Raw genomic sequence first — 13,625 nt, 5'->3', positions numbered from 1 at the left:
AATTATCGCTGGTCTTTCTTATTTTGAGTGATTGAAGCCAATCCAGATAATGTACTAGCGACATTTTTTAAGTCAGGAGAAATTGGCTGTAAACCTGGTCTTACCATCTGATATGCCTCTTGATCTGTCACGCTCAAGTTTGGAGTTGTAGAGACTTGAACAGACAGGCTTTCTTGAGATAGTGCAACTGCCTCTGAAAGTTCATGAGATGCAAGGTTCATACTATCAAGCGATTCTTGTTGATAGGAAAGACGCATTGACTCTGTTCGAGACAAGCTAAGTGACAGAGATTCTGAGACTTGTAAACTATGTGATACTGACTTAGACTCTGAAACACTCTGTCTGTAAGAAAGCAACTCTGAGACTGAAATACTATAAAACTCAGATAAGGAAACTCTCACAATACTTTGACTGATTTGCTCTGATTCACTCAGGGAAATCGACTCACTCAAACTAAAGGAAGTTGAGATGCTGACACTATGACTAAGAGATTCGGAAAGACTGATAGAGGTTGAGGTGCTCTGACTAGCCGACTCTGAAACTGAAATTAACTTGCTCTCATATGCAGATTGGGCAACAGAAGCACTAACTGAGAGTGAAGAACTGATCCAATTGTACTCTGAAATTGATTGACTCAAACTTAAAGAAGTTGAAAGACTCGCACTCTCACTTAATGACTCAGAGATACTGAGGCTCTGGCTAAGGCTTTCGGACTCACTCAAACTAAAGGAGCTTAAAACACTCAGGCTTTGACTCAAGGATTCTGAAACACTGAGGCTCTGACTAAGGCTTTCAGACTCACTTAAGGAAACTGATTCACTTAAACTAAAGGCAGTTGAAAGGCTTGCACTCTGACTGAGAGATTCTGAAACACTCAGAGAGAGTGAAGCACTCTGACTAATAGAGTCGGAAAGCGATGTTAACTTGCTTTCCAATTCAGATTGGGCAACAGAAGCACTAATTGAGAGTGACGAACTGAGCCAAGTATACTCGGAAAGTGATTCGCTCAAACTAAATGAAGTCGAAATGCTTGCACTCTGACTCAAGGATTCTGACACACTAAGGCTCTGACTTTCTTGTTCAGATTGACTGACTGAAATTGACTCACTGAGACTCAAAGAGTGTGAAGCGCTGACACTTTGGCTCAAGGATTCTGAAAGGCTGAGACTCTGACTAAGACTTTCAGATTCACTCAAAGAAGCGGACTCACTCAAACTGAAGGAGCTTGATGCACTGAGACTTTCGGATTCACTCAAGGAAATTGACTCACTCAAGCTGAAAGAAGTGAAGACGCTCACACTCTGACTGAGAGATTCTGAGACACTAATAGACTCGGAAATTGATGTCAATTGGCTTTCCAATTCGGATTGAGCAAGAGAGGCACTAACCGATAATGAAGAACTTAACCAAGTATACTCGGCAATGGACTCACTCAGGGAAATTGACTCGCTCAAAAAGATTGACTCGCTGAGACTGAGAGATTCTGCTGTCCACTCACTCAAAGATTCTGAAAGAGAAAGGGACTGGATATGGCTAAGTGATTCTGATAGCTGCTGACTCTCCTTGGCTGATTCAGACTCGAAAAGAAGTTGAGAAAATGCTTCACTCAAGGATAGAGACTGACTGATACTCAAAGATTCAGATGCCGAAAGGCTAAGTGAAGTAAACTCAGACTGAGCCAACCATTCAGAAGTAGAGAGGCTCAGGCTAGTGCTAAGAGAAATCAAGAAAGTATCTGGCTTATTCTCGTTTACTGAAGGTGAATCAGCTTCCTCCTCATAAACTGAATCTGAAAGACTCATAGAAGTCTCTTCTAAGGCACTAAGAGACTCAGATTCTGAAAGGCTCAGACTAGCACTAATGGATTCTGACAGAGAAGCTGACTGACTATCCGCTACCGAAGTTGAAACGAATTCGCTAAGAAGGATAGAAGCCGACTCGGAAAGACTCTCGCTTGCACTGATAGAAGCGGATAACCATTCACTCTCATAAAGTGAATCTGATTCTGATATGCTGAGAGATTCAGATTCAAAGATACTCCAGGATTCAGACTCAGAAAGACTCTCACTTGCACTAATAGAAGCGGATAACCATTCACTCTCATAGAGTGAATCTGACTCTGATATGCTGAGAGATTCAGATTCAAAGATACTCCAGTACTCAGACTCGGAAAGACTCTCACTTGCACTGATAGAAGCGGATAGCCATTCACTCTCATAAAGTGAATCTGACTCTGATATGCTGAGAGATTCAGATTCAAAGATACTCCAGTACTCAGACTCGGAAAGACTCTCACTTGCACTGATAGAAGCGGATAGCCATTCACTCTCATAAAGTGAATCTGATTCTGATATGCTGAGGGACTCAGAGTCGAAGATACTCCAGTATTCAGACTCAGAAAGGCTCTCACTTGCACTGATAGAAGCGGATAGCCATTCACTCTCATAAAGTGAATCTGATTCTGATATGCTGAGAGATTCAGATTCAAAGATACTCCAGTATTCAGACTCAGAAAGACTCTCGCTTGCACTGATAGAAGCGGATAACCACTCACTCTCATAAAGTGAATCTGACTCTGAGATACTGTGAGAAGAAGAGTCTAGAGAAGAAGAGTCTAAAGAATAAGTCTCTAATGAATCATTCTCCCACAGCGAATCTTGAAGAGGACTCTCGCTTGCTGAAACAGAGTCACTATCGAAATGTTCAGCAGACAAACTCATTGAAGTCGAAACGCTCATTGATAAACTTTGGCTGACATTTTTTATCAGATCATCTACTACCAAGCTATTATTGGCTTGAAAATCCTCAAAGTCTTCCATAATAGAAATTGGCTCTGTCTGTGGTTTTAATTCTTCATTAATACCTAACACAACCTGATTCTGCTCTTGGGGTTTTCGGCTAATCGGTTTTAAGATGGCTGCATCCGGATCATAATAATTATCATCCTCCGTCACCAATCGTTTAAACTTCGATATAACGCGCTTAAACCCTTTTGCTTTATTATTCTTACCCATAAATATACATTTTCTCCCGAATGCAGTTATATCCTTATTATAAAGTCTATGGCACAATCTGTCAAAACTTTAGCCAAAGAAAACCTCTAATTTCCCTGTAGGCTGAACATCGACATAACTAAGCGCCATATTTTTTATAATTTTAAGATTCATGTCTGCATTCATTCTCTTATATGACTCAAAAGCCTCTTTATGAAACTCATATACAGGATTCTTTTGCGCATAACCTTGACTAACCACTAAAGTTTGAAATTGTTGGAGATAGTCAACTTGCTCCACCCAGCAATCATCCACTGCTCTTAACACTGCGATGCGCTGAAGCTGCCCAAACAGTTCTGAATCCTCAATTCTATCGCGTTTTCGCTGATATTCTTCAATGAAAAGCTTAGATAGGAACTTCTTAACTTGACGAATGTTTGTCACATCTAAATCTCTTGGAATGCCTTGACAATAGTAGCTAATATTATCCAAAACAAATCGATACAAATCGGCCTGCTCTTTAAATGGATGCTTCTTCATATAGGCGTCCATAGCATCTGATAAAACAGATAAAAAATATTCTAGTTTAAAGTCAGGACGAGCAATAATGTCATTACGCTTGTTATAAATGATTTGCCGTTGAATTCGGATACTTTCGTCATACTGCTCCGTTGATCGTCTTGAAGCAGCTGCCGCATTATCGCTGTTTCTCTGAGCTTCTGTCACCTCATATTTAATACGAACAGATTTTAGATGAACCTTCTGTTTTTCCTCTGGCTTGGCGACTTCTTTCTGATAAAAATCATTGATCCACTTACTGCCAGTCTTTGTAATAATATCATCTTCAAGTGAAACAAAGAATTTACTTAGTCCAGGTGCGCCTTGACGGCCTGCACGACCACGAAGCTGCAAGTCCACTCGTTCACTGGACATTCTCTCTGTTCCAATAACCGCCAGTCCGCCTAATTTAGCAACACCTTCTTCTAGGATAATATCCGTTCCACGACCAGCCATAGAAGTTGCGACGGTTACCGCAGAACGTCGGCCAGCCTGTGCAATCATCTCTGCTTCTTTTGCTGCATTGTAGGCATTTAGCACGTTATGAGCAATTCCTTCCTGCAGCAGGAGCATGGAGTAAATTTCTGACATTCTTACCGATCCTGTCGCAATCAGAACTGGCTGCCCTTTTTTATGTAGTTTTTTAATATAATCCAAAGAAGCATAAAGTTTTTGAGGGATAGTTAGATAGATCTCATCTGGATAATCAATCCGTTGATTGGGCTTTCTAGTTGGTACAACGACCACTCCCAAGTCATACACCTCACGAAATTCATCTTCACAGACCTTCCCTGTACCCGTCATCCCCGCCAATTTAGGAAACATCTTGAACAAATTTTGATAGGTAATAGAGGCCATAGAACGTGTTTCTAAGGAAATCTTCACGCGTTCTCTCGCTTCCAAGGCTTGGTGCAAACCAGATTGGAGTTTATTCCCTTCTAAAACTCGCCCTGTTGCCTCATCCATCAGCTTAACTTCGCCATTTTCTACAGTATACTGACGATCTTTTTCAAATAAATGATTGGCCCTTAAGGCCAAATTAATTTGGCGGATCAGTTGGTAGTTATTTGGATCGTAGGCATTTTGTACACGGAAGTATACTTCTGCTTCCTTAACACCTTTTCTCGTCAACCAGACTGAAGTCCGAGTCGAATCTAGCTTAAAATCTTCCTCTTCTTTCAAGGTCTTAACAAATTCATCGCAGGAAAGAAACAGATTAGACTGGACCCGAGGAGAACCTGATATAATCAGAGGCATCTGAGCACTATCCAAGAGAGCTGCATCAACCTCATCCACTAAACAGAAATAGAACCTAGGCAAGAATTTCTTTGCTTGAGAGGTCGCTAAATTTTCTTCAAGGTAATCAAATCCCAGCGCACTATGTGTTGTATACACAATATCACTTTGATAAATCCGCTGCTTTTGCGCAACCTTCAATCTTTTAGCTGGATTTTCTGAAACACCAATCCCAACTGTCATTCCTAAGTAATGAAAAACAGGAGCCATTTGTTTAGCATCGCGTATCGCCAAATATTCATTGGCCGTAACCAAGATGGTGCTGTTTCCAGTTAAAGCATTTAAGTACAAGGGCAGAATTGCTGTTAGTGTTTTTCCCTCTCCCGTCCTCATCTCGGCAATCTGATTGTCTTGCATGACTAAGGCACCTAGGATTTGTACATCGTAAGGGTAGAGCCCCAAGACGCGCTTAGCCGCTTCACGAATGGTGGCATAGGCTTCTGGTAAAATTTCCTGCAGCCTTTCTCCCTTAGAAAGACGGCTTTTAAACCATTGAGTTTTAGCCTGCAATTCTTCATCTGACATGGCTGCATAATCGTCAGAAAGCTGATTAATCTTTTCTAAGATTTTTTATAACGCCTTAGTTTAAAGGAATTAGCTAAATGTAATTTTTTAGGCTTCATTCTTTCTCATCCACTCTTCCGTTTTCTCCAAGTCTATTTTTTGAAGCAAAAAGGACTGATCCAACAAATAATCAATTTTGGTTAGTACCCGTGGCCTATTTTTCAGATGGGCATACTCTTTTACTCTAGCTGAATTGAAGCGTTCCAGTAGCAAATCTCTAAATAAAGGATAATTTACCCTATTTTGATAGCGAACAAGAACATGCTGATAATCCAATTCTGGCATGAAATCATCAGTCACTAAAGCATAGGCATTTTCAAATTGCTGTGAGTAAAGCAAGGCTGCGATATTTGAAATCGGCCCATAGCCAGCAAAAGCGACCTTTTCAAAAGAATATTCTCGAGACAGCTTTTCAATTGTTCCAAGTAAGATTTCGAAGAACTCTTTTTCCATATACAAAAGAGCGTCTTTATAGGAAGAATTGACTACCAACAAATTTGGAAAATGCTCCCGAACAATTTCTGGAATGTAACCCGTCCGATTAAAATCAGGCTCCGTAAAGCAAACGTAAATCGTCTCTTGATTGACGTCCTTATGCAACAATTTCGAAATCCAATAGCGATCGATAGTATAATCTGCCACACCTTCTTCAGCAATATAGATGCTTTCAAACAAGAAACGATGGCAACCTGAACTCACTAATTGAATTTTATAATGATGGGTATTGTTCGGAACACGAATGCTCATCGTCTCACCCTGCTTAATGATTTGATTAAAAATCTCCTCATCACGCGCATTCATAAATTCAATCTTTAAGTAGGTCGAATTTTCAGGAAGAGTCTCCAGATGGCTGCCAAAGATATATTTTTCTCCTCGCTTCAATTCAGGAAGCTGACTTGTATTTCGTAAAGCCTGATAGTTTGCCTGCGAATGCCATTCATGAATGACTGTACCAGACGGCATGAACTGATTCTCATATAAGACATGCCCATCTGCTAGCAGCTTCACAGACGATCCATATAGATACTGTGATACACTTTGCATATCCCAATAAGCAAAATAGATTTCTTCCTTGTATATCACGAATCAAACTTCCTTTCAAAACTATTCACTAATAAAGTTTTATATTGATTAAAGAACCATTCGACAATTCCTTGCGTATCATCATTGTGTCGTCCAGTTAATCCTTTACTAATGACATTAACGCGATAAGCTCGCTTTCCTAGCTCTTCTAGCATATCAGGGTAGGCCGTACCATCGTAGTCATCATGATACATATAAGACACAATAAATTTCGTCCTTGAAAAATTAGCTTCTTTGAACGATGTCCAGAAGTGCTCATTAAGTTGAGCTGTTCCTTCCTCTGATAATTCTCCTGTTGTACGAAGCACCAAATCTAAAGAAGTAGGAAAACCTCCAGGACGAATCGTGGATTCATTCTCTGCAATATCGCCTAAATTTACTAAGGGCTTACCGACAATCACTGCATGAGGCTCTAACTTGGAAGCATAATACAGGGCTCCAAAAGTCCCCATTGATAGTCCGGATAGGGTCAACTGGTCTCTTGTAAAGCCCAATTCATCTAAACAGTGATGAATGACCTGAACAAGCTTTTGCTCTAGCTCTTCTGAACCGAGATAGAAAGCACCACCCTCAGAACGTGGATCTCCAATCAACAAGAAAGGCGCTCCCAAATTGTTCATCATCCAGTATCCCTCAAATCCTTCAGCTGGACGATAACCAGAAAAATAAATATTGAGAGGTGGCTTCAAATCACCAGGATGGAAGTAGTAAATCAATTCCTCCCGATTTTTATCCACAACACGATTTCCACCAATCAACAAGTCCCCATAACCCAAATGAGACTGGCGATGGTGGAATGGTCCAATTTTCACAATTCCTTGCCCCTTTACTTGAACACTGACGCTTAGGTAATAAGAATCGCTGGTATCCAAAACGAGAGGCTTATCAAAAGATTCTTCATCATAAATCCATTCTTGCATGGGAGAATTGCCAACTGGATAACCCTTGATGACATAACGAATTGCGCAATCTTCAGAATTTCTGAACTCTGGCCATAAATCCAAAGGGGCGTCTGCGCTCAGAAAGATATTGTACTGATAGGTTGCTACAGTTTGGTAATCCTCACCATATTGGCCACACAGACGGAGATAGTTAGTTCCTTCATAGTTAATCTGACCTGAGAAGGAGGGATTGACAGCTAGATGATTAACACTGAGCTTGGTACCACTTTGCTTGGAAGAAAAGCCCCGTGAAAATAGATACAGCATCTGAGCTGGATCTTCAAAAGTAGACTGAACGGCCCTTTTGCGTAAAAGGAATCTTTCCAAAGTTTTTGTAGTGATCTGACAGCGCTCATGATAAAACAAGCGATAAACCTGAATTAAGCTATCCAATACTGTAATGTACTCAAAATGCTCAACAGTATCGACCAATACAACATCATAGGGCTTAGCAGCCTTCGGTTTCTTCCCATCCTTTTTTAAAATACCAATATCTTCGGGCAAGAGAGACATGATATCTTCTGGCTTAACAAATGTCCATGCGATATTACTAGGAATCTCATATTGGTGCTGCCAATTCTCATTGGCAATCTGTAGGACACTAATTCTGTTCATTTAGCTTTAATTCCTTTATCGTATTTTTCCACATTTCGACAATTTCTCCCCTTGTATACAGCTCAATCCTCTTAACCGAATGTACCAAAGACTGATTCCAGTGTTCCAAATCTGTGAGGTAATACAAGAGTGCCTCTCTCAGGTTAGAAATATCATTCATGATCCAACCATTTTCGCCATGCTTCACATAGGAAGAACTATACAAATTCACTTGAGGAATCCCTCCGCTGATACCTGCAATTTGAGTTCGGATATCTGCTGGGCTTCCCAAATCCAAGATGACGCGAACATACTTCAGAGCCTTCGCCAAATCGGTATCACTATGAATCACCACAGTATCAATTCGCTCTCTGAGGCTATCATCATCTTCTAAGCGTGGATCACCACTCTTAGCAGCCTTATCCTTGTCAACAAGGAGCAATTTTTCTGCATACTTTGTTGATGACAAAGATTCTTCAAGAAACTGTCGAATAGAAGCTTCTCGACCAAAATCTTGACTCTGCGTCCCAACCAATAAGTCAATCCACTCGTGTTGCAACATCATATCAAACAAGGAAGTAAAGACATATTGAAGATGATGTTCTGGTAAAGTATCGAAATTGACATAGATAATCAACTCTTTTTTCCGCTGACTATGCCCAAGATTCAACTGTGTATCATAGGGTGGAATCTCATAATAAGCAGGAAGTTGCTCTTCTTCTACTTCTCCCACTTGTTCTGCAATCTTCACGATTTTATCTAAGCTATCTACCACAAAAAATGGAGTATCTTTTAAATCAGAGAATAATTGTTCTGTATTCGTAATTGGATAACGATTGCCAAAGAAGGACAAAACAACAAGATGATCCTTCTTAATCTGTTGGAAAAAATGATTATGCTGCACATCTGCTGAAACAATAATCGAATCATCCTTGGTTAAAACAGAAGCCAAATGCTGCTCTAGCTTTTCTTTAACAAGCTCTTCAATATTCTGATAGACATCCTTAGCAAATGTGCCCTGTGCCTCAGGATTGATAATGACCTGCTGGTTATCAGCTGTCAAAAATTCTCTGAATTGCCATATTCCTTGTGCATTCAGATAGTCCTGATAATATGGCTGATTATGCTCAAAATAGATAATACTGGAGACAAAGCCACGGTCATCAAAAACAAGCTGATAATCTATCTGATTATTTTCAAAATAGGTAATATCAAAAATATTACCTATTTGTGAAAAATTAATCTGAGCATGAGGTAGGTGATCAACGTGAACATCTACAATAAAAGGAGTATAAAAGATTTCTGCTCCCTGAGGCCATTTCAAATCATCCAAACGAATTTTTCGTGCAGGCACGTCTGTCAGACCTTGTATGCTATCAAATAGATTCCACATTTCATCTGATGAAAGTCTTTGTTGATAAAAGAAAGTCCGAATATGAGGTGAATAATTCAAAATCAGGACAGAGTTGGCTTCTCCTGATTGTTGAAACATCCGCAATAAATTTACGGCATCATCAAACATCATATTTTTTGGTTGCAGATAGAAAGGTAGGGCAGTAGAATACCATTTTCGATCTTGTTTATACCAAGAAGGTACAAAGTAAAACATATCCCTCTATTCTCCTTTTACTTCTAGTTCTTTATGATAATAAGTCCCGATTCTTAAGATTCGTATTTCTTCACGCAAGGGCAAGAGCATGCTAATCAAAATGACTAGTGTGCTTGGCAAGGTCAAAAAGAAACTTGGTAAAGGCAAGAAGAAATTAATAAAATAGGGCAGGCCGACATACATGATGAGATAGATAGCACCTATATTTGATTGCAAAGAAATATAGTGTTTTAACACTTTTAAGGTTTCTTTCCCAGGCTGAATATAGTCAAAATATTCTCCCTGACGCTGCAAGCGTTTCGCTGTCTCTTCCGGTTCCAAATTGATATAGGCAAACAAAATACCCAACAAGTAAATCGCAACTAGATAAACAAGGAGACCCAAGGGCTTTGTAAAGTCAAACAAATTCCCAAATTTTAGTGAAAATCCTTTCCCCGTCCAGTCTAGTAATAATTGGAACAACATCAAGACACTTGTTGCATACATAATGGGCATTCCACCAGAAGGAATGAACTTAATTGGCAAATAAGATTTATCATAGTAGCGACTGCTTAACATGATCCGATTGAGAGGCAGACGTATCTCGGCTTTCTCACACACAACAGCAACAAAGGTCAAGAGAAGATAGGCCAATAGAGCCACAACTAACATCATTCCTCCTCGGACAGAAGACAAGGATTTCCCAAGCAAGACTATTAATTGGTCAGCAAACTGGAGTAAAATCCCTGAAATGATAATAATGGTTGACCCTCCCACTCCTTTACGAGTATTAAGGCTTGACAACCAAATAATAATAAAACTGCCTGTCACAACTGTGAGTAAAACTGCTAGATTATAGAGCCAATCATCCACTAGAAGTAGAAAGCGACCATTTCCTCTATAAGCGGTGTACATAATGGCCAGTCCCTGCACAATCGCAAAGAACAAGGTTAAGATTTTTTGAAAGAAATCCGTTTTTTTAAGGGACCAAGATTGTATATTCCAGCTTTTCTTTAGGTTCATGACTTGCCATACGATCATCGTCGTAATCCAAGGTCCTAAGCCCAAAGAAAATACTGAAATCTGAGAAACATCAATTCCTGCCAGCAAATACAAAGCGGCCAAGGGATTGTCTTCCTTTATCCGAAAAGCTTCCATACTGCCATTGTAGCCCGGAAGCAAGATATGTCTTCCTAATATATAAATAGCTATAATGAACAGGGTAAAGAGGATTCTCTTTCTAAAAATATTCTGATGCTTCTTTTTCTTAAGACCAAAGTGCTCCATTTATTATCCTTTATTTGTATTTTGGACTTGCCCAGAGTCCTCTTTTCATACATAAACTTGTCTTTTAAGCCAAAGACTTAAGAAAGCAAGCCCATTCCATAGAATTATAGATAAGGAATCAACTTGCTTTCTCTATTTCGATTACAAAATGTGGGGCAGTTCGTCATTTAATTAAAATCTGATCGAATTTTTTCCACCATTTCCTGATAATTCTCATGTGAGAATACTTGCTCTGAAACCCCTTCTGTTTGAACATTATCAAAGGCATAAACAGGCTTACCAGACTCTTGAAACTCCCTAATTACAGTATCGAATTTCTGATCGTGATTGATATCAAGATAAATGTCGCTGCTCGCAAGTAAATCTCTCAAAGGATATGGCAAAATTGCAGGGTGCAAACGAACATTTTCATAAGCCATCAGTTTGAGTAACTTATCAGACATCTGTGTATAGGCAGCAATATGAAATAGACAGTTTGGTAATGCATTCACCAAATCTTCAATTCCCTCTAGCCTATCTGAGTTTGTCAAGGTTACACAGTGGAGAGCAAAGCCTTCATCCCTCTGTTTAATAGCTTTCTCGACATCAAATTCATCTGTCTCAATAATTGTAGACCAATCAAGAGAATTGTAAAACCACCATACTTCACGCAGACGCATGTTGGAAACAGTGTTCCATGGTTTTTGACCAGAAATATAATGCAAAACAGCAGGTAGTGGAGAAAGTGGAATTTCGAAAATCCAGTCATGCTTATCTAGCGCAGCTCCCATGTCAAAACCGATTTGAAAATTGTAAGTATCTTCCAAATCAAGTTTTTTGCCCTCAAACATCAAATTCAAGATAGACTGATCACCTTCAGTAAAATTGGCTAATTCTCTATCTGTCAACTCTACCAATTGCTGAGCCATGTTTTCTTCACGCCAACGCTTATTATTGATGAGCATCATTCCAGAATTAAAGCCAAAGCCTACTCCATATGTCGCGCGAGTCGTTGCTACATAATAATCCTCCAGATCTATCTCAAAAAGATGGTCCAGATTTCGTGTCACAACAATATCACAATCTAAATATAAAACTTTATCTGCTGCAACGTAATTCGGTATAAAATAGCGCCCATAAGCCATGTAGTTGATGTGAGCATAGGTTCCAGCTTCCCATTTTGATTTCACCTGATCGTCAATCTGATCATTAAACAATTTCACATCGTTCAACTGACTGCCAGCTGCTTCCACCTTCCGACGCGTATAATAGAACCATTCTTGAGGAATATCCTGATTGAAAACATAAATATCTAGATTTTTATGATGACAGCAAAGAGATTTTATGGTCGTTTCAATCTGTCTGATATACCCATAATCTCCCGAAACCACAATGGCTTTTTTCTTTTCCAAAACACTACTCCTTCTACGCTTATTCTATTCTCTAAAAAAATCGCTATTAAGTTTAATTATACCATAAATTCCGCCTTTATTCAAACACCTTCTTGAAAGCTAGACCTAACTTTTCTAGCCTTAAAATAGAGGTGAAAGCTAATCAGGCAAAAAGAAGAAAGTTTGCTATAAGCTCTTCTAGTATATCTATCCTTTTAAAATCAGACAGCCACTAGCTGCAATGTACTTAAATGTGTGCTCTCATGCTATCAAATCTTATAAAATTAGGGCATCCCAAAGAATTAGCAGGTATTTTATTGAGAAAAATGAGAGTGGGACAGAAATCGGTAATTCGTTAGAATTCGATTTCGTCGTTCCACCTCCGCACAGTTGAGTAGGGCTGTAAAAGCTGATGAAATCAGCGTAATAGAGCCCACTCAACCACTGCGTCTTGCTCGACAATCCAAAGACAATTGAGAGGCTAGGACTTTTGTCCCAGCCTCATCTTACCCTACTTACATCACTTAGTTATTATGCACCCGATTCATGTATTCGGTATAGGATTCCGTTTGCATCAGTTCCTTAGCATTTTTGACCCGATCAGCAGTCGGTGGCTTCACGCCTTCCAGTGAATAAGGAATGCCCAGCTCCCGCCACTTGAACTCTCCCATAGTATGGTAAGGTAAGATTTCAAACTTATCAACGTTCTTGAGTGTTTTGACAAACTTACCTAGCTCAATCAAGTCCTCATCACGGTCGGTTAAGCCTGGCACCAGAACGTGACGAATCCACACTGGCTTTCCAATATCTGAGAGATATTTTGCACAGGCCAAGATGTTTTTATTGGTCTGGGTAGTCACGATCCTATGCTGCGCTTCATTAATTTCCTTGATATCCAGCAAGACCAAATCCGTCACCGCCATCAGTTTATTAAACTTTTCTAGATAACGAGGCGTATTTCTAAAAGGCAGAGCACAAGTATCCAGCGTACAATGAATCCCCAGCTCTTTGGCCTTGGTAAAGAAGGCAATCAAAAAGTCGATTTGCAGAAGTGCTTCTCCCCCGCTGACGGTAATACCACCTTTATTACCCCAGAAACCTTTGTAACGAAGGGCTTCTTGTAGGATATCATCCACAGTCCGCAGTTGAGACTTGTTAGTCTCCATCTCCCAAGTATCTGGATTGTGGCAATATTGACAACGCATATGACAACCCTGCAGAAAGACGATGAAGCGGATACCTGGTCCATCCACTGCTCCAAAACTCTCCGTAGAGTGCACCATTCCCGTTACTTTCCCATAATCAATCGCTTCTTCAACCATAATAATCCTCTTGTACCTGAAAACGTTTT

The 13,625-nt window shown here is 39.8% G+C and carries 8 protein-coding genes; all 8 read right to left on the bottom strand.

The window, feature by feature from the left end; translation table 11 throughout:
* Nucleotides 1-2: 2 nt before the first annotated feature.
* Nucleotides 3-3,014, bottom strand: a complete 3,012-nt coding sequence (locus HMPREF9960_RS08055; RefSeq protein WP_005590780.1) for a hypothetical protein — start codon at nucleotides 3,012-3,014, stop codon at nucleotides 3-5.
* 69 nt (nucleotides 3,015-3,083) lie between these two features.
* Nucleotides 3,084-5,372, bottom strand: a complete 2,289-nt coding sequence (secA2, locus tag HMPREF9960_RS08050) for an accessory Sec system translocase SecA2 (RefSeq protein WP_005592341.1) — start codon at nucleotides 5,370-5,372, stop codon at nucleotides 3,084-3,086.
* A gap of 87 nt (nucleotides 5,373-5,459) precedes the next feature.
* The gene (gene asp3 / locus HMPREF9960_RS08045) at nucleotides 5,460-6,494 is read right to left on the bottom strand and encodes an accessory Sec system protein Asp3 (protein ID WP_005590782.1); all 1,035 of its coding nucleotides are present in this window, start codon (nucleotides 6,492-6,494) and stop codon (nucleotides 5,460-5,462) included.
* A complete protein-coding gene (gene asp2, locus HMPREF9960_RS08040) occupies nucleotides 6,491-8,050 on the bottom strand; it encodes an accessory Sec system protein Asp2 (RefSeq protein WP_005590783.1) in 1,560 nt (519 codons plus the stop codon). The genes asp3 and asp2 overlap by 4 nt, the downstream gene beginning before the upstream one ends.
* A complete protein-coding gene (gene asp1, locus HMPREF9960_RS08035; RefSeq protein ID WP_005590784.1) occupies nucleotides 8,037-9,638 on the bottom strand; it encodes an accessory Sec system protein Asp1 in 1,602 nt (533 codons plus the stop codon). The genes asp2 and asp1 overlap by 14 nt, the downstream gene beginning before the upstream one ends.
* 6 nt (nucleotides 9,639-9,644) lie before the next feature.
* Nucleotides 9,645-10,904, bottom strand: coding sequence for an accessory Sec system protein translocase subunit SecY2 (gene secY2 / locus HMPREF9960_RS08030; RefSeq protein ID WP_005590785.1), 1,260 nt, complete (start codon nucleotides 10,902-10,904; stop codon nucleotides 9,645-9,647).
* Between the two features lie 167 nt (nucleotides 10,905-11,071).
* A complete protein-coding gene (locus HMPREF9960_RS08025; RefSeq protein ID WP_005590786.1) occupies nucleotides 11,072-12,295 on the bottom strand; it encodes a glycosyltransferase in 1,224 nt (407 codons plus the stop codon).
* A 503-nt stretch (nucleotides 12,296-12,798) separates the two neighbouring features.
* A complete protein-coding gene (gene pflA / locus HMPREF9960_RS08020) occupies nucleotides 12,799-13,596 on the bottom strand; it encodes a pyruvate formate-lyase-activating protein (RefSeq protein ID WP_005590787.1) in 798 nt (265 codons plus the stop codon).
* Nucleotides 13,597-13,625: the final 29 nt, after the last annotated feature.

The sequence above is a fragment of the Streptococcus cristatus ATCC 51100 genome, from assembly GCF_000222765.1.
GTDB classification, from domain to species: Bacteria; Bacillota; Bacilli; order Lactobacillales; family Streptococcaceae; genus Streptococcus; species Streptococcus cristatus.
Note: the sequence above shows the minus strand (reverse complement) of the source record. Positions and strands in the feature narration are given on the sequence as shown.